This is a genomic window from Mesorhizobium sp., assembly GCF_965229135.1.
Lineage (GTDB): Bacteria > Pseudomonadota > Alphaproteobacteria > Rhizobiales > Rhizobiaceae > Mesorhizobium.
Genome location: NZ_OZ245860.1, coordinates 3,543,754 through 3,570,081 on the forward strand (window position 1 = coordinate 3,543,754; position 26,328 = coordinate 3,570,081).

23 protein-coding genes and 1 tRNA gene are annotated in these 26,328 nt (G+C 64.3%); 9 read left to right on the forward strand and 15 right to left on the reverse strand.

Translation table 11 applies throughout. From position 1 onward, the window contains the following. Positions 1–173 precede the first annotated feature (173 nt). The gene (locus ACO07C_RS16810) at positions 174–878 is read left to right on the forward strand and encodes a glutathione S-transferase family protein (RefSeq protein WP_421915276.1); all 705 of its coding nucleotides are present in this window, start codon (positions 174–176) and stop codon (positions 876–878) included. Between the two features lie 35 nt (positions 879–913). On the opposite strand, the gene ACO07C_RS16815 is transcribed toward ACO07C_RS16810, so the two are convergent. The 3 genes from ACO07C_RS16815 to ACO07C_RS16825 all read right to left on the reverse strand — a co-directional run bounded on the left by ACO07C_RS16815 (position 914) and on the right by ACO07C_RS16825 (position 3,140). Continuing rightward, positions 914–1,237 carry a hypothetical protein gene (locus tag ACO07C_RS16815; RefSeq protein WP_421915277.1) on the reverse strand — a complete coding sequence of 108 codons (324 nt, stop codon included), beginning with the start codon at positions 1,235–1,237 and terminating at the stop codon, positions 914–916. 73 nt (positions 1,238–1,310) lie between these two features. Then, positions 1,311–1,940, reverse strand: a complete 630-nt coding sequence (locus ACO07C_RS16820) for a nucleoside triphosphate hydrolase (RefSeq protein WP_421915278.1) — start codon at positions 1,938–1,940, stop codon at positions 1,311–1,313. 93 nt (positions 1,941–2,033) lie between these two features. Further along, positions 2,034–3,140, reverse strand: a complete 1,107-nt coding sequence (locus ACO07C_RS16825) for a hypothetical protein (RefSeq protein ID WP_421915279.1) — start codon at positions 3,138–3,140, stop codon at positions 2,034–2,036. 237 nt (positions 3,141–3,377) lie between these two features. Between ACO07C_RS16825 and ACO07C_RS16830 the strand changes: the two genes are divergently transcribed. Continuing rightward, positions 3,378–4,220 carry a D-alanyl-D-alanine carboxypeptidase family protein gene (locus tag ACO07C_RS16830; protein WP_421915280.1) on the forward strand — a complete coding sequence of 281 codons (843 nt, stop codon included), beginning with the start codon at positions 3,378–3,380 and terminating at the stop codon, positions 4,218–4,220. A 231-nt stretch (positions 4,221–4,451) separates the two neighbouring features. Beyond that, positions 4,452–5,390: a DUF1003 domain-containing protein gene (locus tag ACO07C_RS16835; RefSeq protein WP_421915281.1), complete on the forward strand. Its 939-nt coding sequence runs from the start codon at positions 4,452–4,454 to the stop codon at positions 5,388–5,390. 109 nt (positions 5,391–5,499) lie between these two features. Here the strand turns inward: ACO07C_RS16835 and ACO07C_RS16840 are convergent, their stop codons facing one another. Continuing rightward, positions 5,500–6,087: an IMPACT family protein gene (locus tag ACO07C_RS16840; RefSeq protein ID WP_421915282.1), complete on the reverse strand. Its 588-nt coding sequence runs from the start codon at positions 6,085–6,087 to the stop codon at positions 5,500–5,502. 253 nt (positions 6,088–6,340) lie between these two features. On the opposite strand from ACO07C_RS16840, the gene ACO07C_RS16845 reads away from it, so the two are divergent. Together ACO07C_RS16845 and ACO07C_RS16850 are read left to right on the forward strand one after the other, a co-directional pair. Beyond that, positions 6,341–6,417, forward strand: a tRNA-Arg gene (locus tag ACO07C_RS16845). 101 nt (positions 6,418–6,518) lie between these two features. Then, the gene (locus tag ACO07C_RS16850; protein ID WP_421915283.1) at positions 6,519–7,283 is read left to right on the forward strand and encodes an SDR family oxidoreductase; all 765 of its coding nucleotides are present in this window, start codon (positions 6,519–6,521) and stop codon (positions 7,281–7,283) included. A gap of 346 nt (positions 7,284–7,629) precedes the next feature. On the opposite strand, the gene ACO07C_RS16855 is transcribed toward ACO07C_RS16850, so the two are convergent. After that, complete coding sequence (locus ACO07C_RS16855) at positions 7,630–11,457, reverse strand: autotransporter domain-containing protein (protein ID WP_421915284.1); 3,828 nt, start codon at positions 11,455–11,457, stop codon at positions 7,630–7,632. 490 nt (positions 11,458–11,947) lie between these two features. Between ACO07C_RS16855 and ACO07C_RS16860 the strand changes: the two genes are divergently transcribed. Then, complete coding sequence (locus tag ACO07C_RS16860) at positions 11,948–12,964, forward strand: helix-turn-helix domain-containing protein (protein WP_421915285.1); 1,017 nt, start codon at positions 11,948–11,950, stop codon at positions 12,962–12,964. 85 nt (positions 12,965–13,049) lie between these two features. On the opposite strand, the gene ACO07C_RS16865 is transcribed toward ACO07C_RS16860, so the two are convergent. Beyond that, a complete protein-coding gene (locus tag ACO07C_RS16865) occupies positions 13,050–14,066 on the reverse strand; it encodes a sugar-binding transcriptional regulator (RefSeq protein WP_421915286.1) in 1,017 nt (338 codons plus the stop codon). Positions 14,067–14,221: 155 nt separating this feature from the next. On the opposite strand from ACO07C_RS16865, the gene ACO07C_RS16870 reads away from it, so the two are divergent. Beyond that, positions 14,222–15,022: a hypothetical protein gene (locus ACO07C_RS16870; protein ID WP_421915287.1), complete on the forward strand. Its 801-nt coding sequence runs from the start codon at positions 14,222–14,224 to the stop codon at positions 15,020–15,022. A 3-nt stretch (positions 15,023–15,025) separates the two neighbouring features. Here the strand turns inward: ACO07C_RS16870 and ptsP are convergent, their stop codons facing one another. From ptsP to ACO07C_RS16895, 5 genes are read right to left on the reverse strand one after another with little or no spacing between them, the layout of a single operon-like run. Beyond that, positions 15,026–17,005, reverse strand: coding sequence for a phosphoenolpyruvate--protein phosphotransferase (ptsP, locus tag ACO07C_RS16875; protein ID WP_421915288.1), 1,980 nt, complete (start codon positions 17,003–17,005; stop codon positions 15,026–15,028). 55 nt (positions 17,006–17,060) lie between these two features. After that, on the reverse strand, positions 17,061–17,441 hold the full coding sequence (locus ACO07C_RS16880; protein WP_421915289.1) for a PTS glucitol/sorbitol transporter subunit IIA: 381 nt from the start codon (positions 17,439–17,441) through the stop codon (positions 17,061–17,063). 24 nt (positions 17,442–17,465) lie between these two features. Next, positions 17,466–18,470, reverse strand: coding sequence for a PTS glucitol/sorbitol transporter subunit IIB (srlE, locus tag ACO07C_RS16885; protein WP_421915290.1), 1,005 nt, complete (start codon positions 18,468–18,470; stop codon positions 17,466–17,468). 16 nt (positions 18,471–18,486) lie between these two features. Continuing rightward, positions 18,487–19,254 carry a PTS glucitol/sorbitol transporter subunit IIC gene (srlA, locus tag ACO07C_RS16890; RefSeq protein WP_421915291.1) on the reverse strand — a complete coding sequence of 256 codons (768 nt, stop codon included), beginning with the start codon at positions 19,252–19,254 and terminating at the stop codon, positions 18,487–18,489. A 55-nt stretch (positions 19,255–19,309) separates the two neighbouring features. After that, positions 19,310–19,747: a transcriptional regulator GutM gene (locus ACO07C_RS16895; RefSeq protein ID WP_421915292.1), complete on the reverse strand. Its 438-nt coding sequence runs from the start codon at positions 19,745–19,747 to the stop codon at positions 19,310–19,312. 207 nt (positions 19,748–19,954) lie between these two features. On the opposite strand from ACO07C_RS16895, the gene ACO07C_RS16900 reads away from it, so the two are divergent. Together ACO07C_RS16900 and ACO07C_RS16905 are read left to right on the forward strand one after the other, a co-directional pair. Then, positions 19,955–20,596, forward strand: a complete 642-nt coding sequence (locus tag ACO07C_RS16900) for a hypothetical protein (RefSeq protein WP_421915293.1) — start codon at positions 19,955–19,957, stop codon at positions 20,594–20,596. Positions 20,597–20,704: 108 nt separating this feature from the next. Next, positions 20,705–21,379, forward strand: a complete 675-nt coding sequence (locus ACO07C_RS16905) for an HAD family hydrolase (RefSeq protein WP_421915294.1) — start codon at positions 20,705–20,707, stop codon at positions 21,377–21,379. An 84-nt stretch (positions 21,380–21,463) separates the two neighbouring features. On the opposite strand, the gene lpdA is transcribed toward ACO07C_RS16905, so the two are convergent. Genes lpdA through ACO07C_RS16925 form a run of 4 tightly spaced genes read right to left on the reverse strand, consistent with a single transcriptional unit; the run spans position 21,464 to position 26,328 of the window. After that, complete coding sequence (lpdA, locus tag ACO07C_RS16910; RefSeq protein ID WP_421915295.1) at positions 21,464–22,909, reverse strand: dihydrolipoyl dehydrogenase; 1,446 nt, start codon at positions 22,907–22,909, stop codon at positions 21,464–21,466. A 48-nt stretch (positions 22,910–22,957) separates the two neighbouring features. Then, the gene (locus ACO07C_RS16915; protein ID WP_421915296.1) at positions 22,958–24,298 is read right to left on the reverse strand and encodes a pyruvate dehydrogenase complex dihydrolipoamide acetyltransferase; all 1,341 of its coding nucleotides are present in this window, start codon (positions 24,296–24,298) and stop codon (positions 22,958–22,960) included. Between the two features lie 3 nt (positions 24,299–24,301). Beyond that, positions 24,302–25,300: an alpha-ketoacid dehydrogenase subunit beta gene (locus tag ACO07C_RS16920; protein ID WP_421917552.1), complete on the reverse strand. Its 999-nt coding sequence runs from the start codon at positions 25,298–25,300 to the stop codon at positions 24,302–24,304. Further along, positions 25,300–26,328: a thiamine pyrophosphate-dependent dehydrogenase E1 component subunit alpha gene (locus ACO07C_RS16925; RefSeq protein ID WP_421915297.1), complete on the reverse strand. Its 1,029-nt coding sequence runs from the start codon at positions 26,326–26,328 to the stop codon at positions 25,300–25,302. Before ACO07C_RS16925 ends, ACO07C_RS16920 begins: the two co-directional genes overlap by 1 nt.

The window sequence follows — 26,328 nt, forward strand, 5'->3', positions numbered from 1 at the left end:
CTTGATCCCAGGGAAAGCTTGATCCCCGGGCAACTCGACGTATGCTGGCGGTTTACGGTGCGTGCACGGCGCAACGCTCACCACCATATTGATCGTGGTGCGACGCCGGCCTAATTCTTGCGCACCCGCCATGATCGTGCCGTCCGGCGCGAAATCTCATCCTGGAGCTTTCAATGACCGATCTGTCCGCCTTTCCGATCGCGACGCGCTGGCCGGCCAGCCATCCCGACCGCATCCAGCTTTACTCGGCCCCGACGCCGAATGGGGTGAAGGTGTCGATCGCACTCGAGGAACTCGGCCTGCCCTATGAGGCGCATGCTGTGAACATCGGCAAGAACGAGAGCTGGACGCCGGAATTCCTGTCGCTCAACCCCAATGGCAAGATACCGGCCATCATTGATCCCAACGGTCCAGGCGGCAAACCGATCGGGCTGTTCGAATCCGGCGCGATCCTGCTCTACCTGACCGACAAGACCGGCAAGCTCATCCCGGCCGATCCGACGCGGCGCTACGAGACGATCCAATGGGTGTTCTTCCAGATGGCCTCGGTCGGGCCAATGTTCGGCCAGGTCGGCTTCTTCCATAAATTCGCCGGACGCGAGATCGCCGACAAGCGTCCGCTGGAGCGCTACCGCGACGAGTCAAAACGTTTGCTCGGCGTCCTCGACGGCAGGTTGAAGGGGCGCAGGTGGATCATGGATGACGACTACACGATCGCCGACATCTCGCTGCTCGGCTGGGTGCGCAACCTGATCGGCTTCTACGAAGCGCGCGAACTGGTCGGCTTCGACGATTTTCCCAATGTTGCCAAATGGCTGGATCGCGGCCTGGCGCGCCCCGCGGTGCAGTCGGGCCTGAATATTCCCGCCAGGGGTTGACGCAGGCCGATCGGAGGTCGCCGACAGAAGCCCGGCTATTTCGCCTTGGTCTTGGCTTTCGAACCACCTCTGCCGACGACAGAGGCCGCGAGTCTGGCGGCGACAATCACCGCCCCAGCCGCCACATTGGCCGTGGCCTTGACGGTACGCGCAGCCCTTCCGGCAATCGTAGAATTGCCATTGGCCGGCTTCTTGGCCTTAGGCGCGACCTTGGCTGCCGCCGGCACGACCTTCTTCGGAGGAGCCTTGCCAAAGGCTGGTTTTGCCGAATCCTTCGGTCGCGCGGCATCATCCGCCGCTATCTTTGTCTGAACTGCCCTGGCCTTGGCGAGCACGGGTTTTTTTGCCTTGGTAGCCATGCGAGTCCCTTATTCCGGCACTATGCCGTGTCGGCGATAACGACCGGAAAGTCTTAAAGTTCCTGCAATGGTTTCAGGCAAATCCTACCGAATCGTCGATCACCAGATCGGCCGCCCGACGGCGGGCAAGAACGCGGTCGATGTTCGGCATGTCATTGGAGGCGATCCAGGCGCGGGCATCCGCGTCGGACCGGCCATGGCCATGCCAACGCTCAAGCAGGCGGCGCTCCAGCTCGGTGCGCGGCACGTCGACGAAAATCGAGAAATCGAACAGCGGTGCCAGGCGCGACCACGGCTCTTCGTCAAGCAGCAGGTAATTGCCTTCGACCAGGATGAACTTAGTGCTGGTGGAGACGATGGCGGCGGCGGCGCGCGACAACTCCATGCCGCGGTCGAACACCGGTATGGCAATGTCGGGCTCGGCCGCCCGGATGCGCTTCAGAAGGGTTTCGAAGCCGGCAAAGTCGAAGGTCTCAGGCGCACCCTTGCGGGCACGCAGGCCGCGCCGCTCGAGCACGACATCATCGTAGTGGAAGCCATCCATCGGCACGACCTCCGCGGTACCCTCCGGCAACAGGCCATGCAGCCCGGCCGAAAGCGTCGACTTGCCGGCGCCCGGAGGGCCGGCGATGGCGACGATGAAGCGCGGCGCCTTGCCGGCGCGCTTGAAGATGGTGGCGGCGAGATGGGCGATTTCGGACATGGGGGCCTCTCTTGCCTAGTCTGCGGATATTTCCGGCCGCATCTTGGCGACAGTTCACTGAAATTTCAAATGCCCGATTGCCGCCGTCGCCGCTCAGATCGCGGCGGGCTGGCCAATGCGCAGGAAATCACTGTCGAAGGGCACATCATCAGCCGAACCGTCAGCCGCGAGGATGCGCATCCGCCCTTGCGCAGCCGCGATGTCGCGCGGCGGCTGGCCTGACGGGAGCGGCACGGCACCGATGACATGGCGGAACGACAGGCTATGCCCTTCGCCGAGCGCAAAGGCCGTCGCAACCCCTTCCCGCTTCAGCCAGTTGTCGCCGATCGAGGCGGCGTGGCCGACGGCGGCGCGGCCGTCCTCGATGCCGAGCACGCCGACATGGCGGCCGCTCCAGGGCGCATAGTCGCGCCCGCCATTGCTGAACCACAGCATGGTGATGGGCAGTTCGGCCGGGTTCTTCAGCACCAACACCAGATCGGCCTCGGCATGGCGCGCCAGTGCGGTCCAGCCCGGCCCGCCATGGTCGGCCTCCACCAGCGTGATGAAATCCTCCCGCTTCTGGTCAATGCGGTAGTCGGTGAGATCCAGCGTGCCGCCGGCCTTGTCTGGGAACCGGGCGAGGTCCGCGGTCCGCGCCGGATAAGCGAGCAGGAAGCGGCCGCGTGCGGGGTCCGGCTCCAGCGGGTCGGCAGGGGTCTCGGCGAAGCGCTTTGGCGAGAAAGCCAGCGTGCCGCCTTCCTTCATCGACGTCATCGGATGGTGGGCGACGGAGATCGCCCCGGACCCGCCGGTAAAGACATGCTCCTGGTAGAGAAAGGGATGGTCGTCGCGCAGGGTCAGGATCTTGTCGACGCTGGCGCCCATGACCTTGCGCCGCAGCCGGAACACGGCGCGCCAGCCATCGGCCGCGGCCTCGCTATCGACGACATCCCAGGCGCTGTTGGCCGGCCACCCATGCAAGGGGGCCTCCTCGACATCGGCGCGCGAAAACGGCGCGCAGAGGAAATCGCCGGAGAGATGCACCGTGCCTTCCGGCAGGTCCTGTGGCAGCGCCTGCCGGGGATCGCCGACCCAAGGCGCGCGGTGCAGCGGCTTCAGCTGGCGCCCGTCCCTGTCGATGACCATGTCGGCGAGATGGCCGACCGCGAGGTCGACCGAAACCGAGATGCCCTTTGCCTTGATCGTGATGATGTCCATTGCGCGCCTCTCTGCTGATGCCGCCAGCAGAACCCGTTCCAAGCCGGTTGCGCAAGCGCCACGGCCCGCATTTCACATCAACCCACGCCAGCGAACGGTGGACCGCGCGTTAACCAAATGGACGCAGCGCATGGGTTACGTTAGCCTCATCCCAGCAACAGCCGCTTCCAGAACAGATACGCCTTGCCCCATTCGCGCTTCCCCCCGATCCTCCTGAAACTCTTCGCGGCCCTTGTCATGGCCGTGCTCGTCGCCGGCTGCGCGACGACGGCGGCGCCACCCGAAGCGGTGCTGTCCGTGCCGGCGCCGGCGGAGCGCTATGCGGCGATCGTTGTCGACGCCAAGACCGGCAAGCAGCTGTTCGAGGTGAACTCGACGGCGCAGCGCTATCCGGCGTCGCTGACCAAGATGATGACGTTGTATCTCCTGTTCGAGGCGATGGAGTCCGGCCGGGTCTCCAAGACGACGCAGATACCGGTTTCCGACCATGCCGCCTCGCAGCCGCCGACGAAGATGCGTTTCCGGCGCGGCGAGACGATCGATGTCGATTCGGCGATCCGGGCGATCGTGGTCAAGTCGGCCAATGACGTGGCGGTGGCCGTCGGCGAATATCTGGGCGGCAGCGAGGACCAGTTCGCGGCCATGATGACGGCCAAGGCGCGCCAGATCGGCATGACCGGCACCGTGTTCCGCAACGCATCAGGCCTGCCCGATGACGACCAGCACACGACGGCGCGCGACATGGCGGTGCTGGGCATGGCGTTGCACAGCCGCTTCCCGCAGCATTTCCACTATTTCTCCGAAAGCGACTTCATGTTCCGCGGCAAGCTGATACGCGGCCATAACGACATGCTGGGCCGCGTGCGCGGCGTTGACGGCATCAAGACCGGCTATATCCGTGCCTCGGGCTTCAACATCGTCACCCATTACGATGCCGACGGCCGCCAGCTGGTTGTCGTGGTGATGGGCGCCGACAGCGCGCGACAGCGCAACGACCATGTGGAGGCACTGATCCAGCGCACCCTGTCGCCGGCGACGGCCGATGCCAAGACAAGGCTGATGTTCGCCGAGCAGCAGTAGCCCACGAGAGGGCGGCTGCCGGCTGAAGGTTCTTTCCGGTCTTTCTGGCGGCATGGAACAGGCCTCATCAGCAGGTTCCAGTCTGCTTTTTGAGGCGCTGGCGCCGGCGCGTCGCGCGACCTTCATATAACCGACTAAAAAACATGCCATAGGGCATCAAATGCAAGCCGACGGTGGATATGATCCGCCGTTGGCGTATTGTCTCTCGCAGCGACAGCAGGAGCCCGCACCATGAGTACTGTCCCCAAGGCGCCCGAATCCAAGGCCGCGGCCAACCAGAATGATACCGGCGGCGAATATCTGGAGGCGCCCACCATCGGGACGGACGATGCGGGCGGGATTTCAGACGAGCACCTCGAAGCGCCGGAGGTGCCGGATTCGGACTCCGAACCCGCCGGCCACGGCGCGCCGCGCGGGAAACCGAAGAAGAAGCCTTCGGCGATATCGGGCAAGAAGTTCCACAAGCGCGACCTCGTGCGCGTCGATGACCTGCGCCCGAGCCTGGCGCACCGGATCCGCACCGACCATCCGGACCTGCCGGCCGGCGCCCGCATCAGCCGCGAGGAACTCGGCCGCTACCGCATGCGCTACACGGAGGAGCTGCTGCAGCAGGAACACGGCGAATTCTCCGAGCTGGACCGGCAGGTGGTGGAATCCATCGCCAGACAGGACACGATCTCCGAAAACAGCGAGGAGGAGTTCGAGGAGCACCGGACGTTCGCCGACCGCGTTTCCGACAACATGGCGGCCTTCGGCGGCAGCTGGTGGTTCCTGATCTCGTTCGGCGCCGTGCTGCTGATCTGGATCGGCATCAACCTGGTCGAGGGCGCGGTGACCGCTTTCGACCCCTACCCGTTCATCCTGCTGAACCTTTTGCTCTCCTGCATCGCCGCCATCCAGGCGCCGATCATCATGATGAGCCAGAAGCGGCAGGAGACCAAGGACCGCCTGCGCTCGTTCAACGACTACCGGGTCAACCTCAAGGCCGAGCTCGAAGTGCGCCACCTGCACGAGAAGCTCGACTACCTGATCTCGCGCCAATGGACGCGGCTGGCCGAAATGCAGCAGATGCAGCTCGACGCCATGCACGAACTGACCGGCGCGAAAACACAGAAGCGCGCGCCCCGCCGGCGGCGGACGGTAAAGGCGAAGGCGAAGGCGGTGCAGTAGGTGCTGGGCTAGATCGCTCTCTAGCAGGGATCAAGCGACGACGCGCGATGTTGCGCACCGGACCCATCGTGTCCTCCCTCGCCGCACGTTCCCAAACGTTCCGGCGTCATCAATCCGGCAGCAGGACCGTTGCGCGGCCACTGGACAGATCGGTGATCATTCGCGCCACCGACGCGGCTTCAACCTCGGGCACCGCCACGGTGAGTTCCGCGCCCGTCGCGATGAAATTCTCATGCAGTATCCGAACCCCGGGCGACGTCGCCAGCCGTGCCTGGACAAGGGCCAGATCGGAAAATCCGCATATGACGGTTGCCTCGACGGTCGCCACGATGGGGATTTTGACAGCCGCCCGAAGACAGGCGGAGGCGGTGCCGCCATAGGCACGCATGAGCCCGCCGCTGCCGAGCAAGATGCCGCCGAACCAGCGGGTGACCACGATGGCGACATTGTCGAGCGACTGACCGTCGAGCGCCTGCAGGATCGGCTTTCCTGCCGTGCCGCCCGGTTCGCCATCATCGCTGAACCGGTAATTCATACCGATACGCCACGCCCAGCAATTGTGGTTCGCGCCGAAAACCGAGTGAGCGGCTACAAATTGCCTGGCTTCCTCTTCGGTTGAAACGGGTCCGGCAACCGCGAGGAAGCGGCTTTTCTTTATCTCCTGCGTGAAGGTCGCAGGCTGCTCAATGATGAACATCGCGCTCCTTCCGATTGCTGGCGCCGAACCCCGGATACCGCAAGACGCAGCCTGTTGGTAGCGCACGGTTCACCGGCAGCGCGGCTCCGAATGCCATCCGGCGGCTCACGGCACCCGGCAGGATGCAAATCCGTGACCTCTGTCATCGGAAGGCGACGCCATTCCATTTGCCCGTTGAAGCCCGCGCCGGCTTCCGCTAAGAAGCCGTGACTTGCCGGTTCACCGGCTGGTTCGTTTTCCGGATCACCGGGAAGCACCCGTAGCTCAGCTGGATAGAGCGCTGCCCTCCGAAGGCAGAGGTCACAGGTTCGAATCCTGTCGGGTGCGCCAAGTACTCCACATGTTGCGTTGAAATTCGTTGATTGTGGTCGCTGCACCTCGTAGCGGCTTCAAATGCGCGAGATCGACGCTAACCGCCAGAGGAGACCGACTTGACCGTAGGCCCCACCAGCACCCGCCGCGCACTCATCACCGGCGCCGGCGCCCCGGACGGCATCGGCTTTGCCATTGCGCGCCAGCTTGGCAGGGCCGGGCATTCCGTGTTCCTCACGGGCGCCAGCGCGCGGGTGCTGGATCGGGCCGGCGAGCTTTCGGCCGAGGGTATCGATGCGGCTGCCGCCGTCGCCGACCTCACGCTTGCCGCCGATGTCGCGCGGCTGCGGGAGGCAGTCGGTCCGGTGGATATCCTTGTCAACAATGCCGGGATGGGGTCGCTGGCGTCGCCTTCGGTCGACAAGGCGTTCCTAGCGATGAGCGAAGCCGACTGGGACCGGGGCATCGATGTCAGCCTCAAGACCGCGTTCCTTGTCACACGGGCGTTTCTGCCGGCGATGGTCGCGGCGGGGTATGGGCGCATCGTCAATGTCGCGTCGGTGACCGGGCCGCTGGTGTCGTTCGAGGGCACCGCCGCCTATTCGGCGGCGAAGGCCGGCATGGTCGGGCTGACCCGGACACTGGCGCTCGAAGTGGCGAAAGGCTGCATCACGGTCAACGCCGTGGCACCGGGCTGGATCGAGACGGGTTCTTCCAGCGAGATGGAGCGGATGGCGGCGCTGGATACGCCGCCGGGGCGGGCCGGGCAGCCCGACGAAGTGGCCGCCGCCGTGATGTTCCTGGCCTCCGAGGCCGCCAGCTATGTCAATGGCGCGCTTCTGGTTGTCGATGGCGGCAACAGCCTTCAGGAACGCAAGGGCTGAGGCGGCTCGGGGCCGCGCTTCCGGTCGCGATTGAAACCGCACGCCTCCGGCGGGAAGCCGTGGTTTGCCAGTCCGCCGGCTCGTTTGCTTTCCGGATCGCCCGGGAAGCGCCCTTGAACCGAATGGAGGGCGCTGTCTTCTAGAGCCTGATCCCTGGACAAACGGGGACCGTTTGTCCGAGAAAACCGGATTCCACTTTTCGGGATCATGCTCTAGGTCGGCGCAGGCTCCGCCGAGCGGCTGTTCATGCACAAGAATGCCAAGATTCGGGCTTCGCGCCCGGCAGCCAGCCATCACCCCACCATTCAGTGAAGTGCGGCGGCCGCGCCGGCGCGAAGCCCGCTCCTTACCACGCGTAGCGGACGGCCCCCCGCCCTGAATAGCTACGCGTGGTGCTGGAGAACTCGCCGTCGACTGTCCCCGACAGGGTCCAGCCATTGTTGAACTTCAGCTCGGCGGACGCCGACGTCAGCAAGGCATCGGCCGCTCGCGCCGCGCCGCTGGTGACGAAGGTCGCGCCGGGCAAGGCCCCGAAGGTCGCCGTGACATTGCGGTCCGTGTTGAAGTCGTGTGCCCAGGCGACACGGCCGCGCAGTGTGAACACCTTGTCCTCTACGGCAAAGGACATGTTGGTGCGCAACCCAAGTTCCGCCCGCGTCGCGGTGATGTTTTTCGAGTCGTAGTTCAGCGCGAAGGTATCCGTGCCGGATTTCGCGGTCTCGCCGTAGGCCGGCAGCGCCAGGGTCGCGAATTGCGCGGCGGTGTAAGGCGTCAGGTCGAGCCATGGCGTGTCGAAGCGATAGCCGCCTTCGAGGCGCCCGGCGAATGATTGCGGGTGAAGGCGCGCCTCGAGCCGATCGGCGCCGACCGACCGCTCCGTCGTCGCGTCCTGCCAGCCGTAAGCCAGCGAGGCATCGACATAGCCCGCGCCAATATCGTGGCGGATGAAGGCGCCGGCCTGGAACAGGTCGGTTCTTCCCGAGCCGTAATCGCCGACGCTGAAGTTGGTCGCGCCGGCCGCCAGGGCAAAGCCGGCGAGCGTGTCGGGCGAAAGGCGGTAGTCGGCGCCGCCGGCCAGGCCGTAAAGCCGGGTGGTCAAGCTGCTGCTGCCCTGGCCGGCGTCGCCGTCAGTGGTCTGCGAGGCGCCGAAGGGGACTGCCCATAGGGTCCAGCGTGACGACGGCGCATCGCCGATCGACGCGGTGGTGTCGCCGCCGGGAGTGCGGCCATGAACCGAGCTGTCACCCAGAACGCCCAGGAACTGGTCCATGGCGCTGAAGGTGGTCTGCTCCAGTCCGGTCGCGGTTTCGCCGGCGGCTTGCGACAGGCCGGCCGCACCGAGCGCCGCGAAGGCTATCGGAATGCCGCCGGTGCTGTCGAAATAGTCGGTCAGCGCATTGGCGACCGATTGCTGATTGCCGTTCAGGCCACCGGGTAGGACGAAATTCAGCTCGGTGTTGAGATAAACAGCGGTGCCTTCGGGATCATAGCTCACGGTCTGCGACAGCGACAAAGGTATGTTGCTGCTGACCGGCCCGGCGAAGGTGCCGTCGATGCCGCCGGCGGCGGTCATGATCGTATATTGCCGCGCGACATAGCTGCCCGGCGCGTAGGATGTCCGCAATGTCGCGCCATTGAGCGTGGCCGTGCCGGTGACGTCGACGCGGGCCGCGCTGGCCGGTGACACATCCACGAGATAGGCGGAGGCCGATGTCATCGACAGGTCGCCCTGCACCGTCAGCGTGCCGGATGAATTGCCCGGCGCCAGTGTGCCGCCATCGACGGCGACGTTGCCAACCGTGCCGGTGCCGCCCAGCGTGCCGCCTGTCTCGACGGTCGTCAGCGAGGACGACGCGATCGAGCCGTTGACCGTCAGCGTGCCGCCGTCTTCGATGGTCGTGGTGCCGGTGTAGGTGTTGATGCCGTCGAGTGTCTGATGGCCTCCGGCTATTATGAGGCCGGCGGGATAGAAGGAGTCGGCGAGTACGCCTGCATAGGACGTCGACCCGTTCGTGATCTTGAGTGTGTCGTCTATGTACACCATGCCGGAGGCAACGCCGCGCAAGGTCTGTATTGTGCCGGTCGTGGTACTGAACTCCACACTCCCCTCGCCAGTGAGATTAAGCTCACTCGAGGCGGCGATGGCGCTGTCGGAGTAAAGTATCAGATCACCGTTCTCTACGGTTGTCGCGCCGGTATAGGTGCTCGTCCCCCCGAGATTCAGATATCCGCCAGCTATCGTGACGCCCCCGGTTCCTTCGATCACTCCGACAAAGGGACTCAACAGACCGTTGCCGTCGATCGTCAGTGTCTTGCTGCCGAGCTTGATGGTTCCGGAAGCCGTGCCGGGCACGCCGAGGCGAGAAAGACCGCCGATCGTTGCTCCGGAATTTGTCTGCGAAATGTCCAGCACGGACGACAGGCCACCGCCCGTGAAATACACGTCGCGGGCGATGCTTCCGTCGCCGGTCAACACGACCGAGCCGCCGTCGATGCGCAGACGCGTCGCATTGGCGGCGGTCAATATGAGCGTCCCAGCGCCAAATTTTGCCAGCGTGGTGCTGGTCGCGGCCAATCCGGTGGCGAAGGTGACGTTCTGCCCATTGGTATCGATGCCGATATACTGGTTCGCGGCGGTCGAAATCCGGCTCGAAATGTCGGCTTGATTGTTGGCGCTGTATTGCAGCTTGATTCCGCTAGAGTTGCTGAATGTGAGTGTGCCGGTGCTTCCCAACGCCCCTGCGCTGCCAAGGTTGATCGTCCCGGCCGCGAATGTGACGCCGCCGCTTAGATCGTTGTTGCCGGTGAGGGTCAGCGTGCCGGCGCCGGACTTGGTTAGGCTGCCGCCGGACGACGTCAGGTCCGACGCCCAGGTGACGTTCTGGCCATTGGTGTCGACCCTGACTTTCTGGCCGTCGGCGGTCGAAAGCCGGCTCGAATAGTCGGCCTGGTTCGAGGCGCTGTATTGCAGCGTGCCGCCGGTGAAGCTGAGCGCGCCTGATGTGCCAAGCGCGCCGGCGCTTCCTGCGTTCAAAACCCCGGCCGCGAAGGTGGTGCCGCCAGTGTAGGTGTTCGCGCCCGTCAGCACCAGCGTGCCGGCGCCGGACTTGATGATGCCGCCCGCCGCCGTGGCATCATGGATGATGTTGCCGAGCGTGACGCTTCCGCCGGCTGCCGTGCCTGGATCGATGGTGAGTGTCCCGGTAACACCGATGCCGCCGATGATCGTTCCGGTCGCGCTGGTATTGCCGAGCGTCAGGCTGTTGCTGCCGCCGGTGAACGTGATCGCGTCGGCCCGAACGGCGCCCGGAGCGCCCAGATTCGACAAGCCACCGGAGATCGTGCCGAGGTTGGTGACGGCAACGCCGTTGCCGACGATGCCGGCGCCACCGGCCGCGCCCGCTCCGCCATTACCGCCCTGGATCGTGGTGCCCGCCAGTGTGCTGACCACATTATCGCCGGCACCAATGAAATCGATGCCGTTGCCGCCACGCCCAGACACGCCATTGCCACGACCGCCAATGCCGCCAGCGCCGCCGTTGCCACCCGTCACCGAGCCGGCGACCAGATTGAGCCTCGAGCCGGCCGATCCGAAATAGATGCCACCGCCGCCATCGCCGCCGCCGCCGCTTGAGCCGCCACTGCTTGGCTCGCCGACGCCGTTGCCGCCGGCACCGCCATCGCCGCCTTTCACCGTGCCCAATATGTTCAGGAACGACGTGCCGACGGTCGAACCGATACCGTAGCCGCCCGAACCGCCGCCGCCCGCGGCGCCGATCTCCGCGGTGCCGCCCGCGCCGCCATTGCCGCCGGTGGCCGATAGCAACTGAGCGCCGGTCGACGTGAGAACAACGCCGTTGCCGCCGCCGCCACCGCCGCCACCACCGCCATAACTGGTGTTGCCGCCATTGCCGCCATTCCCGCCAAGGGGAGTGGCGATATCGCCGTTCGCGCCGGCCGCGCCGCCGTCACCGCCCGTAGAGCCGCCGCTGGAGCCGCCCATGCCGCCGGCCGCCGCCGCGCCGCCGCCGCCGCCGGCTGCCGGGTAAAATTGCGGATCGCTTTGGCCAGCATTGCCGGGAACCCCGAAGGTCTGGCCCGCTCCGCCCTGGCTGCCGGCATTTCCATTGCCGCCGCGACCGCCGGCTGATTGCGCCAAGGCGTCGTTTGCCATCACTACCACACCGACAAGCGCGGTGCAGACGAGCAGGCCTTGACGCCAGGCTCGATTTGCAACCACCTTGGCGCGACCCGCCGTGAGGATGGATCGCCCTTGAGAGCCGCCACCTGTCGACGGATGAGAAGACACCTTCGCAACACGCGAGCCGGAAGCGACCACGTCAGAAAGAATATGCAATTTACCCACCCAAGCACACGCCGCAATTGCGGCGAGATCCCCAATCTCAGGCGGTTGAAACATGAGTTCGGCGTCGATGTCAGCAGCCGGAAAAGCCCCCTTTTTGCAAAAGCGTCGCTTTGAGACGCTCGATCAATTATTTCGCGGAATATCGAACATTTGCTTAGCTTGGCGTGTCGGAACGGAGAGCAACCAGATGCGTTAAATCGATAGGTGCCCTTGCAATTTCAGCGGATTGGTATTTCGAACTGCATTTCGCCACTGTCTTTTGTGGCCCGAGCATAGATGAAGAAGAATATCTCCAGGCATGGCCATACCTAGACTCTATTATGTAACGACTGGGTTGGATGCAGATACGGCCTTCGCGACGTGGAGCGCGGTGTTGTCTCCCCTGTTCGAGCCACGGCCTTGGACTCGAAGCAAGATCCTGCCCACCGGGTCCGCCAACGGAGCTATCCTAGGCGACATGATCATCGCCAAGGTGGCGTTCGGACCGCAGATGTTCGTGCGCGACGCGGCACGAATCGGCGCCACCCCTGACCACATTCTGCTGCACCTCTATATGAGCGGCGGCTTCAATGGTCTGATCTCCGGAGAGCAGGCTTCGATCGGTTCCGGAAAGGTAGCCGTCATCGACCTTGCCCATGAGGTCAGGACGCGGGCGTTCGCCTCCAACACATTGTCGCTTGTCGTCCCCCGCACGATGTTGCCCGATATGGCGCCGGGCACGCTAAAACCGCGGCTGGACCCACACCGCAACGAACTCCTCGCCGCACACATCCGGTCGCTTCAGGAGCGCAGCACACAGATTTCAGAGGACGAGGTGGCGAGCACTGTGTCCGATACTGCGGATTTTCTCAGGCGCTTGTTCGGCCAATCGGACTACACATCGCGAAATGCTCGAGACGCCGACGATGATTTGCTGTCGCTGGCGCAAACGGCAATTCGCGACAATCTTGCCATCGGCAAACTGTCGCCGGATTTCCTGGCGGAAAAGCTTGGCATGTCGCGGGCTACGCTTTACAGGGTTTTCGCCCCTCACGGCGGCATCATGCGCTACGTTCAGGAGCGCCGGCTCATCGCGGTGCGGGCAGCCTTGAGTGATCCTCTGGAAACGCGCAAATTGTCTCGGATCGCGTTGGACCTCGGTTTCAACAGCGAAGCTCATTTCAGCCGCGCCTTCCGTCAGCGGTTCGGCACGACCGCAAGCGAGTATCGCGGAGCGCGGCTCGAGGCATCGGCGCATACCCAGCTCACAAGCCCCGAAGTCGTCAATCGCTGGTGGGTCGATGTCGCCTCGAAGGCGCGCTCGACAAGTCCATAGCGGCATTTACATTCGCCTCGGGCCAGAAGCCTGACGACGTCCGTCGTGCGGGACGCGGTCCGTTGCACCACGGGCGCTGGCAGCCTCAGGAGGCAGGCCGCGCGCCGTGCGCCTCCAGCATGCGCCGGGCGCTGTCCTCGTCGGTGATCAGGATGGTCGGCGCGATGAGGTGCATGGCGCCGAGCAGCGCTTCGATCTTCTCGGGGCCGCCAGAGGTCAGGATGCGGACCGGCGCCTTGCGCAGCCGGTCGACATCCACGGACATGACCAGGCTGTTGATGGGATGGTCGACGAGATCGCCATTGCGGTCGAAGAAGTGGAACAGAAGGTCGCCGACGGCGCCGCGCGCGAGCAGGGTCTCCCGGTCCGCTTCCTTGAGAAAGCCGCCGCGAGAGAAGGTCGTGGCGGAAGCGATGCCGCCGACGCTCAGCAGGACGGCGTCGAGCACGTTGGCCATTTCGAAAACCTCCTGCAGGCCGCAGCGCTCGACCAGCGCGATCTTGGTCTCGACACTGTCGACGACAGCCGGCGTCGGGATCAGATAGCCGTCGCCCTGGAATATCTGGGCGAAGCGCCAGGAGAACTCGGCCGGGTTGTATCGCCGCACGACGCCGACACCGCCCAGCAGCGAAATGACCTTGAAGTCGGTGAGCGATTTGGCGCTGATGAAGGGCAGGCTGGCGAACAGCGTCCGGCCCCAGCCGACGCCGACGCGCATGCCGGATTTCATCATGTCGGACAGGAAACTCCCGGTCTTGGCGGCGATGGCCGGGATCGGGTCGGCATTGGGAGCCGAAAGCGGCGCCACCAGCGCCTGCTGCAGGCCGAAAGTCTTTTCCAACCCGCGTTCCAGCCTGACGATCTCGGACAGTTCGCTCTCGATGCTGATCTTCACCTCGTTGCGCGAGCGAGCTTCAGCCAGCATGCGCACGATGGTGACGCGGCCGACGCCCAGCACATCGGCGATCTCGTTCTGTGTCATCTGCTCGACGAAATACATCCAGGCGGCACGGATTCTCAGGCGGTCGGTGCGGTTCTCGCTCACGGGATGCTCGGCTGCCACGGCCACGCCTTCGGTTTCGCTCTGTCGCCGCCTTCCCACTTCCGTTCCTCCCCCCTGCGGCGCCAGGCCAGCGCCTGTCACCGATTCTGCATGTGCGTCTAGTATCGCCTATTGATCGACCAATCGATAGGAACAATGTAGGGTTAACGGCAGCCACCAAGGCCGCACCCGGCAGACAATTTGAGGCGATCCCGATGCTGCGACAAATATCCGAAGATGTCCGCGTCAACCTGAAGGACCGGCTGCGCGAGGTGCGCGACGCGATCCGCCAGAACCGCCATGACGGCGCGGGCGATGCCTTGCGAGAGGCCACCAGCCATTTGCCGCCCTTTCCGGGCAAGGGCATAGAGGGTCTGCTCAGCCATGCCGCGAGCGCCGTCGACGATGCTTTGTCGCTGGCCGAATCACTGGTGCCGCATGAGCGCCCGGCCAAGGTCGATGGCACGACGGTGAAGAGCCTGCGCAGCTATTTCCCCGCCGGCGACAAGGATCCGCTTGGCGGCGAGCGCCTGTTCCGGCGCGACATGTATTATCTGGCAAAGACGGTGCTTGGCGAATTGAAGGTTTCCGACGTCCGCATCCACGAGGCGAATTTCGCCGCCGTCCACGCGGCGATGCGCAAGCGCCATGCCGACCTGCTTGCCGCCCTGGCCGGCAGCAATCCAGCCGAACAGCTTGCGCCGGTCGCCGCCGCCACCGCGGCATTGCTGCTGGAATTTCTCAGCCAGCGGCCGATCCGCTTCAGCGAGGCACCGGTGGACATGCCTGCCGGCGTGCATGGCATCGCCCTCGACATACGGTGTCTGGCGCCCCTGGCGCTGGCCTGCGGCCTGGCAACCGTCGCCACGGACGGTTCGTCGGAGCCCGACATGCTGGAGATCGCGGTGCTGGCGACGAATGTCCGCCATGACCGGATCCTGCAGGCGTTCGCCAAGGCGGACCCGATGAGCGAGCTGACGGGGGTTTTCGCCGCGCTGCTCGCCCACCTGCCATAATCGTCAGGCTGAAGCTTCCATTGCCGATATCGTCTTCTTGGCGCGCTGGATCGAGGCCGGGCTCATCGAGAGCTCGGTCAGACCCATCTTGACGAAGATCGGGATCAGGTCGGGCCGGCCCGCCGCCTCGCCGCACATGCCGACCATGATGCCGGCCGCGACACCAGCGCGCGCCGTGAGTTCGATGGCGGACATGACGGCCGGATTGGTGACGTCGTTGAGTTTTGCAACGGTGGGGTTCAGCCGGTCGGCGGCCATGATGTACTGGGTCAGGTCATTGGTGCCGATGGAGAAGAACGACACCTCCTTCGCCAGCGCCGGCGCGATCAGCACGGCGGCCGGCGTTTCGATCATGACGCCGAGGTCGAACATGGCATGCGCAACGCCTTCGGCCTTAAGCTCGGCCGCGCATTCATCGACGAGAACGCGGGTCTGCCGGACCTCGCCGATGTCGGAGACCATTGGCAGCATCACCTTGATGTTGCCGTGCACGGCGGCGCGCAGCAGCGCGCGCAGCTGGCGCTTGAAGATGTCGGGCCGGTCGAGGCACATGCGGATGCCGCGCCAGCCGAGAAAGGGGTTCTCCTCCTCGGGAAATTCGATGCCGGCTATCGGCTTGTCGCCGCCAATGTCGAGCGTGCGCACGATGACCGGATGCCGGGCGAAGGCCTTGGCCAGCGCCGAATAGGTTTCGGCCTGCATGTCCTCCGAGGGCAGATGCATGTGGCGCATGAACAGCAATTCGGTGCGGAACAGGCCTATGCCCATGGCGCCGGCGTCGAGTGCCGCCTCGATCTCCTCGAGCGAGCCGATGTTGGCGGCGACCTCGATGACCGTGCCGTCCGAACGCTTGGGCGTGACGCCCTTGAACACGGTCAGCCCGGCGCGCTCCCTGGCGGCGGCCTCGACCCGCTCGGCGAAATCGGCTGACGTGGCCGCGTCGGGATCGATGATCACAGCTCCGGAATTGCCGTCGAGGGCCACCTGGCGGGCCGTGCGCAGCGCGTTGATCTTGTCGCCTAGGCCTAGCACAGCCGGTATGCCGTGCGAGCGGGCGATGATGGCTATATGCGAGGTGGCGCCGCCATGGCCGCAGACCACGCCGCCAATGCGCTTGAGCGGCGCACGCGCCAGATCCCAGGCGCCGATGTCGTCGGCGATGAGGATCGCGCCTTCAGGGATATTTTCGAGGCTGACGTCGTCCTGCCCGAGCAGCGCCAGGCACAGCTGGCGCCCGACAGCCTGCACGTCGTCGGCCCGCGCGTTGAGATAATGGTCGTCGACCGCGCTGAAATCGCTGGCGATGGTGGCGGCGGCGGTAACGACGGCCGACACCGCATCGGTACCGCCCTTGATTTGTTTCTCGGCCTCGCCGGTCAAGGTGTCGTCGGCGGCGATATCCCTGAGCGCCGCGATGATGCCGCGATCGCCGGCCGACAGGCTGTCCTGCGCCAGCGCGCGGTCCATCCGTGCCTGGACGGCAGAAACGGCGGCGCGGAAGCGCTCGATCTCACCGTCGATCTCGTCGGCCTTGAGCGTGTGGGCCTGCGCGGTGATCTGTGGCGGGAAATGCGCGAAGGCCGGGCCGATGGCCACGCCTTCGCTGGCAGCCACGCCGCGCAGGCTGCCGGCGCCGGCAGGCTCTGTTTTCAACGACTCGGGCGCGGTCGTCACTGCTTCCGCAGCACCGCTCGCCGGGCTCTGCGTCTCGCCCTCATCGTCGAGACCCGCCTTGGGATTCTCGAGATAGCCGATCAGCGCTTCCACGGCTTCGATGGCGTCGGCGCCGGTCGCGCGAACCACAACTTCCTGGTTTTCCTTGACGCCCAGAAGCATCAGCTTGACGGAGCTCTTGGCGCTGACGGCCTTGCCGTCCTTGATGATCTCGACATCGGATTCGAAACCCTTCGCCAGCTTGACGAAGCGGGTGGCGGGACGGGCGTGCAAACCTTCATGCACTCTGACGATGGTCGAGCGTTCCATGGCAAATACTCTGCTTTTCTTGGCGCCGTCACAACATGGCGGCAGCGCGAATTCGTTAGGCGGCGATGGTGATGATCGCGCCCGTCTTCAGGGCGGCCACGAGCGCTTGCGTGTCGACTTGCGCCGCGCAGATCTCGCCCGGCCTCTCGGCCTCGGTGGCGCCATTGAACGAGATGACGACGTGGCCCATCTCGAGGACCTTGCTCCAGGCGCTGGAGCCTACGGCTGTAATAACAGCGGAAACATCGCCAAGGCTGATCGACGCGCCCCTGGCGGGCGCGTCGTCGCTTGGCCCGTGCTCCGTCTTGTGGAGCACGGAAACCTCGGCAAGCTCGGGCGGCGAGCCATCCGCGAACAGGATGACAACGCCCCCTTCGGCGAGATCCGCCACTTCGGGCCCGATGGCAGTGACCCGTGTTCTCAACAGAACCGTCATATGGCGAACCTCATTCTTGTTACCCTAGAAAACGAACAGGCTGACGACCCATGCGATGAGCACGGATACGGGGCCCATGATCTGGCGGCTGATAAGCACCGCCGGAACACCGATCTCGATGGTCTTCGGCTTGGCTTCGCCGAGCGCGAGACCAACCGGCACGAAGTCGCAGCCCACCTGGGTGTTGTAGGCAAACAGCGCCGGCAGGGCCATTGCGGGCGATATCGTGCCGTTGGCGATCTGCGGGCCGATGATGGCAACGCCGATGACCTGGGCGATGACAGCGCCTGGCCCGAGGATGGGCGACAGGAACGGCAGACCGCAGATGGCGGAGATGACCAGCAGGCCGACGATGTTGTTGGCCAGCGGACCCATCGGCTGCGCCAGGATATCACCGATGCCGGTATAGAGGATCAGGCCGATGAGCATGGTCACGAAGGCCATGAACGGCAGCACATTGCGAATGACCTGATCGATGGTGCGGCGACCGGCATTGAAGAAGATGCCGACGATACGACCCATGGCGCGACCTATCGTGCTGATGAAGCCGATCAGGCCGCCTTCGCTCGGCAGCGGTGCCGGCGCCGCAGGCGCATTGCTGTTGCTTGAACTCATCGATGCTGCTCCCCCGGCAGTGGTGGCCGCTTCGGATCCGTCCGCCATGGTGATGTTGGCCGGCTTCACACCCGAAACGTAGATATCCTCCGTGATGAACTGGGCGAGCGGCCCAGACTGTCCGACCGGCGTCAGATTGACGGTCGGGATACGCTTGCGCGGATAGACGCCGCATCTGGCGGTGCCGCCGCAATCGACGACGACAACCGCCATCTCGCTTTCGATCGGCGGCGCCCGGAAACCGTCAACAGCTTCGGCGCCGGTCATTTCGGCGATCTGCGCGGCGATCGGATGAATACCCCCGCCCGTCACGGAAACCACCTTGTTGCGCTGCGCGGTCGGCTCGATCACGAGCGGGCCACCCCAGCCGGTGTTGCCCCGGGAAATCTTTACGGCTTTGTATATCTTGGCCATGATGTCCTCCCCGCCCTTACAGCTCGACGCCCTGGCGGCGTGCCATGATTGCGGTGATGCGCTCGGTCAGCATGCCCTTGAGCAGGATGACGACGAGGCCGACGATCGCGTACCAGATCGCCACCTTGACGTGGTATCCGACAGCGATGACGCCCCGCTTCTCAAGGTCGAGCAAGGCCACGAGCATGCCGCCCCAGACGAAATATTCGCCAGGGTTGATGTGCGGGAAAAGGCCGAGCGGCGGATGCACGTAGGACACGGCCGCGTCGTAGAAGGCGGGCTTGTGCTTTTCTTCCAGGAACGAGCCGAAGGTGTAGGCCATCGGGTTGGTGAGGAAGAACACCGCCAGCAGCGGCAGCACCGTATAGCGGGTCAGCGCGATGCGGCCGGCGCCACGCGCCAGACCGTGGACACGCTCTTCCCCGACCAGTTCGGTCACGGCGTAGAAAGCCGTCATCAGCACGACCAGTGTCGGGATGATGCCGGTGACAAAGCCGGCAAAAACCTCGCCGCCTTTCTGGAAGATGCCGATGAAGTGCTTGCCTATGGCCGTGAGCCAGCCAAGCTGCTCTTCCTGCTGCACGTTTTTCAGCTGTTCCTTCAGCTGATCGGCGGTGACCGGCGCGCTATCGGTCTGCGCCTGCGCCAGAACCACGAGATGGTCGGAGGCATGCTCGACAGCGAGCTTGCCATGCAAAGCAGCATCCGAAACCATGGCACCCGCGACATGCAGATTGTGCACGGCCATGTCAGCATGCTGCGCCAACAACGAAAATACAGACATTTCTCCTCCTTATTGCCGCGCCTGCCGGTTGATCCCAGTCGGCGCGCGGCGTCCTCTATGCCCTTGCCATATTCAAGCCGGACAAGCCCGGCTTCTTCCCCGGCTCCGACCGTGTCTTGTCGATCTGTTCGATCGCGCGTTTCACGGCCTCGGCCACACCGGGTTCCCCCTCCCCCATGATCGCAGGGTTGGACCGGAGTCGATCGAGGGGAACGCCCTCGAATTCTTCATGTCGCTTGAATTTGGTGAACACCGAACGGCCGGTCATCACCATCAGGCGACGCACGACCAGGTCGGGGGTCACCACAACCAGGACTATGGTGCCCTTGGCGAACCGCCCGCGAAAATTGCCGGCGCCGACAAATCCATCCTTGTACTGATCCGTGACGCCCTTGAAGACATCGGAATAGTGTCGCATCTGCAGCCAGACGCCGAGCGACTGAAGCGCCCAGACAATAACAAGCAGAAGCAGTCCCCACTGCCAAATCGCCATTTCGGTTTCCTCCCGAAGCCTCCGTCGACTCGCAGTTTGCAGCACTGCGAGCCAACGTCAAAGTGAGAACATTTGTTTCCGCGAATGTCAATATGTATGATAAATCGTTCTGTAGGTCATTCACAGGAGCGCGGAGCGATTTCGGCGCTCGCGCAGGCATGCTAGGGTCGCAACCCTGGCTTTGGCCGAAACAGGATGGATTGCGAAATGGATCTGCCATTCAAGGATGAACTGGCCCTGATGCCCGACCTGGGCCATCGGTTGCGGCAGTTGCGCTGGTTTCGCGCTACCTTCCGCAGCAGCGCCAAGGTGGTCTCGGACACGTTCGGCGTGCGCTACGAGATCGATGAGACGAAGCTCACCAGGGCGTTTCTTGACTGGATCGAGATCATGGAAGCGCAAAAGCGCTTCGCCGAGATCGACCGCGCCGACTTCATCGTCTTTGCCGCCGGACTGGTGCTGCGGGAACTGATCCGGCAGGCGCCGGCCAAGGAGATATCGGGCCTCACGGAGCTGACCGAAACGGAGGCGAACGCCAAGACGCTGGAGATCGTCCGCTTCTGGCCCGAAGGATTTCTGTACACCAATTATTGCGTATCGGCGATTTCGGCCGTCTATCAGCAGGAATTCGGCAGTGCGCCCAGCATCGACAAATGCGCTGACGACCTGCGCACGTGGTGGTCCTATCGCGAGAACGTGATGGAGATGCCGGCCTATGCGGTGGCCTTCCTCGACCGCTTCCTCGGCGCCGAACCGAACTGGATCACGCCCGACCATGCGCAGTCCCGACAGGCCATGCAGCGCGCACTGGGGTCACGGCGTCCGAGCGACGCCATCCGCCAGCTCTGATGTGAACGTTCGCGGCCTTGCCAGGGATACCGGGGCTTGCCTGCTATTGAACATTTGACTTTTTATCGATAGCGATGTGCGAATTCTATTGACGTTCGGGAGAAGCGCGTGCCGCGTTCAAAGCTTATCATTTTCGATTGCGACGGCGTTCTCGTCGATAGCGAGCCGCTGGCCGCCAAGGCCTACGAGCGCGTTTATGAGAAGCACGGCATGAGCGGCGTCCATGGAGGCATCATCGCACAGTGCGTCGGCATGAAGCAGTCGGACATCATCGTGCGGATCAAGGAGCTGACCGGCCACCAGTTTCCGGCGGCGGCCGACGGCGACATCTGGGCCGAGACCAAGATCTTGTTTTCAGAAGAGTTGAAGCCGACGCCGGGAATCACCGCCTTCCTGAAGGCGCTCAAGGGCGACCGCTGCGTTGCCTCGTCGTCTTCCGTCGAGCGCATAAACCACAGCCTGTCGGTGACCGGACTGGCTGAATTCTTCGGCGACGCGATCTACAGTTCGTCCATGGTCAAGAACGGCAAGCCGGCTCCGGATATCTTCCTGTTCGCCGCCGCGAAAATGGGCGCCGATCCCGCCAATTGCGTGGTGATCGAGGATTCGCCCTTCGGCATCCAGGGCGCGGTTGCCGCCGGCATGATGGCGATCGGCTACACGGGCGGCGGACATACCTATCCTGAGCACGCGGCGCGATTGACGGCCGCGGGTGCGTCCGTCATCTGTTCGGACTGGCAGGAGGTCAGCCTGCAACTGGCCGAAATCGGCATTCCGGCGTAGCTTTTCGCGTGATTGCGCGGGTGCCGCGAGGTCGGCACCCGGATCCGGCGGCAGCGATCCGAGCCGTCCCGGCTACACCCTGGCCTACGCGTTCAGCGCGCGGCCATAAGCGTCGAGCACGCTTTCCTTCATCATCTCCGACAGCGTCGGATGCGGGAAGATGGTGTGCATCAACTCTTCCTCGGTGGTCTCGAGGTTCATTGCCACGACGAAGCCCTGGATCAGTTCCGTCACTTCGGCGCCCACCATATGCGCGCCCAGCAACTGCCCGGTCTTCTTGTCGAAGATGGTCTTGATGAAGCCCTGATCCTCGCCCAGCGCGATCGCCTTGCCGTTGGCGGCGAAGGGGAAGCGGCCGACACGGATCTCCCTGCCCTCGGCCAAGGCCTTGGCTTCCGTCAGGCCGACGGACGCGACTTGAGGATTGCAGTAGGTGCAGCCGGGGATCTTGAGCTTGTCGATGGCATGCACGCCCGGGAAATTGGCGATCTTTTCGACGCAAACCACACCCTCGTGTTCCGCCTTGTGCGCCAGCATGGGCGGGCCGGCGACATCGCCGATGGCATAAACACCGGCAACATTGGTCTTGCCATAGCCGTCAACAACCACGCAGCCGCGATCGGTCTTTACGCCGAGCGCTTCAAGGCCGAGATTCTCGATGTTGCCCTGCACGCCGACGGCCGAAATCATCCGATCGGCGGTGATTTTCTCGACCTTGCCGTCCTTCATCTGGACATGTGCTGTGATCGAATTGGCCGACTTCTCGACCTTGGTCACCTTGGCTTCGAGGATGATCTTCATCCCCTGCTTCTCGAACTGCTTCTGCGCGAATTTCGAGACTTCGGCATCCTCGACCGGCATGACCGCCGGCAGCAGCTCGACCACGGTCACGTCGACGCCCATGGTGCGGTAAAAGGAGGCGAATTCGATGCCGATGGCGCCGGACCCCATCACCAATAGCGACTTCGGCATTTCCGGTGGCACCATCGCCTCGAAATAGGTCCAGATCAGCTTGCCGTCCGGCTCGATGCCGGGCAGCGCGCGCGGCCGGGCGCCGGTGGCGATGATGACGTGCTTGGCGGTATAGGTTCCCTCGCCCTTGACGCCCTTCGGCACGGGCGGCTGCGGCTCTATCGGCTTCTTGGCCGTCTTCGCAACGACGATCTCATTGGGCTTGGTGAGCTTCGCCTCGCCCCAGATGACGTCGACCTTGTTCTTCTTCATCAGGAAGCCGACGCCATTGTTGAGACGCAGCGACACTTTCCGCGAGCGGTCGACCACGGCCGCCGTGTCGACGCTGACCTTGCCGTCGAGCTTCAGGCCATAGTCCTTGAGGTGATCCGAATAGTGCATGATCTCGGCCGAACGCAGCAGGGCCTTGGTCGGAATGCATCCCCAGTTGAGGCAGATGCCGCCGAGATGCTCGCGCTCGACGATCGCCGTCCTGAAGCCAAGCTGCGCGGCGCGCACGGCGGCGACATAGCCGCCGGGGCCCGAACCGATGATGATGACGTCGTAGTTCTCAGCCATGGGAATTCCCCTGCTCGCGCATGCTTGGTGATCGACACCGACGATAGGCTATATAAGCATGCCCATCGGGTTTTCGATCAGCCGCTTGAAGGCGACGAGCAGTTCGGCGCCGAGCGCCCCGTCGACGGCACGATGGTCGGTCGACAACGTCACCGACATCACGGTCGCGACCTTGATCTCGCCGTTCTTCACCACAGCACGCTGCTCGCCGGCGCCCACCGCGAGGATCGTCGCATGCGGCGGGTTGATGACGGCGGCGAAGTCCTTGATGCCGAACATGCCGAGGTTGGACACCGCGGTGGTGCCGCCCTGGTATTCTTCCGGCTTAAGCTTGCGGCTGCGGGCACGGCTCGCCAGATCCTTGACCTCGTTGGAGATGACCGACAGCGTCTTCTCTTCCGCATGGCGCACGATCGGCGTGATCAGGCCTCCGGGGATCGACACGGCCACGCCGACATCGACATGCTTGTGCTTGACCATGGCACTCTCGGTCCACGACGCATTGGCATCCGGCACCGCCTTCAAGGCCATGGCCATCGCCTTGATGATCATGTCATTGACCGACAGCTTGTAGGCGGGAGCCTCGCCCTTGTCGGTCTTCTTGACCGGCGCGGCCGCATTGAGCTGCGTGCGCAGCGCCAGCAGCGCATCGATTTCGCAATCGAGCGTCAGGTAGAAATGCGGGATCGTGGATTTGGCTTCGACAAGGCGGCGCGCGATGGTCCTGCGCATGTTGTCATGCGGGATCAGGTCGTAGGAGCCATCCTGGAACAGCTTCAGCACCTGATCGTCGGACACCGGCTTGGCCGCCGGCGCGCTGGCCGTGGCGGCGGAAGCCGGAGCAGCGGCAGGCACGGCCTTGGCTTCGGGAGCAGCCTTGGCGCCACCACCGGCAATCGCCGCGTCGACGTCGGCCTTGACCACGCGGCCGTGCGGGCCAGTGCCGGATATGGCGGCCAGCGCAAGGCCGGCCTCACGCGCCAGACGACGTGCCAGCGGCGTAGCACGACCGATGCCGGCATCGTGGCCTACAGGTGCCGGCGTCGCGCCATCGACGGCGGGGGGCGGCGGAACGTCCGCGGTGAAAGTTTCCGACACCGGTTCCGCCGCTTCGGCCCTTGCCGGGGTGGCGCCAGCCTCATAGGCCTCGCCTTCGGCATAGATCCAGGCCACGGGCGCGCCGACCGCGATGTCGACGCCTTCCTTGCCGGTGACATCGCGCAGTATGCCGCTGGCCGGGGCGTCGATCTCCATCGCGGCCTTGTCGGTTTCGATCTCGAAGAGGACATCGCCCTTCTTGACCGTCGCGCCCTCGGCCGCGAACCAGCGCGAGATCTGTCCGGTCGCCATGTCCATGTCGACCTTGGGAAGAATGACTTCGGTCGGCATGGATCAGCGAACCCCCTTCACGAGGTCGCGCGCGGCGGTGATGATGTCGGGAACCTGCGGCACAGAGGCCTTTTCCAGTTCGGGATTGTAGGGGATCGGGGTTTCCGCGCCGCCAAGCCTGACGATCGGCGCATCCAGATAGTCGAATGCGTCGCTCTCGGCGATCATCGCGCTGACCTCGGCGCCGATGCCCAGCGTCTTGACCGCCTCGTAGACGCACATCAGCCGCGACGTCTTCTTGACGCTGTCGATGACCGTCTGCTTGTCCATCGGCCTGATGGTACGGAGATCGACGACTTCGATGTCGATGCCCTCGGCCTCCAGGATCGCGGCGGCCTCAAGGGCCTTGTGCACCATGATCGAGGTGGCGACGATGGTCAGGTCGCGGCCCTCGCGGCGGATGTCGGCCTTGCCGATCGGGACCGTGTAGTAGCCCTCGGGAACCGGGCCCTTCATCTTGTAGAGCAGCTTGTGCTCGAAGATCATGACCGGATCGGGATCGGCGACGGCCGCCAGCAGCATGCCCTTGGCATCGTAGGGCGTCGCCGGCTGGATGACCTTCAAGCCGGGAACATGGCCAAGCCAGGCCTCCAGGCTCTGGCTGTGCTGCGCCGCTGCACCCGTGCCGGAACCGGCCGGGAAACGCATCACCACGGGCACGGAAACCTCGCCGCCCAGCATGAAGCGCATCTTTGCCGCCTGGTTGACGATCTGCTCCATGGCCAACGTGGCGAAATCGGAGAACTGGAACTCGAAGATCGGCCGCATGCCGGTGACGGCGGCGCCCACCGCGACGCCCGCGCCACCCAGTTCCGAAATCGGCGTGTCCAGCACCCGGTCAGCGCCGAAACGCTCGACCAGATCGCCGGTGACCTGGAAGGCGCCGCCATAGACGCCGATATCCTCGCCCATCAGGAAGACGCGTTCGTCCATCTCCATGGCAACCGCCATGGCTTCCTGGATCGCCTGGGCATAACTCAGCTCACGCACCATCGCGTCCATCACGCCTGCTCCGTATAAACATAATTGCCGGTGTCGCGGACATCCGGGGAAGGGCTGTTCTTGGCGAACTCGATACCGTCGGCGATTTCCTTCGCAACGGCCTCGCGCACGGCCTCGATGCCCTTGTCGTCGATGAAGCCGAACTCGCGCAGCTCGTTTTCGAACAGGGTGATCGGGTCGCGGTTCGACATCCAGTCCTCGATCTCCTCCTTGGTGCGATAGCGGTTGCGATCGCTCTTGGAGTGGCCACGATGGCGATAGGTCTTGGACTCGATCAGCGTCGGGCCCTCTCCGGCGCGTGCACGCTCGACGGCCTTGTGCGATGCCTCGGCGACTTCCGAGAAGATGTTGCCGTTGACGATGACGCCAGGCATCGAATAGGCGGCGGCGCGGTCGGCGATGTTCTTGACCGCGGTGGAACGCGCCGTCGACGTCGACATGCCGTAACCGTTGTTCTCGCACACGAAGATGACCGGCAGTTTCCAGATGGCGGCCATGTTCAGCGCTTCGTGGAAGGCGCCTTCATTGTTGGCGCCGTCGCCGAAGAATGACACGACGACCTTGCCGGTCTTCATCATCTTGGAGGAGAGCGCCGCGCCGACCGCGATCGGAATGCCGCCGCCAACAATGCCGTTGGCGCCGAGATTGCCCTTGGCGACATCGGCGATGTGCATCGAGCCGCCACGGCCCTTGCAGTAGCCGGTGGTCTTGCCGAAGAACTCGGCGAACATGCGCTTGACCTCGGCGCCCTTGGCGATGCAGTGGCCGTGGCCGCGATGGGTCGACGTGATCTGGTCATCCTCGCCGAGCGGCATGCAGATGCCCATGGCGCTGGCTTCCTGTCCGATCGACAGGTGCATGGTGCCGTGGATGAGGCCGCGCATGTAGCTCTCTTCCGCGCCCTCTTCGAAGCGGCGGATGAGGTACATCTTGTGAAGCACCTGCCTGAGCTGCTCGGCGCTGTACTGGCGATAGACAAAAGGCAGGTTGGCGCGGCTGTCCGCGACGGCTTTGATGGCTTCGGGCAT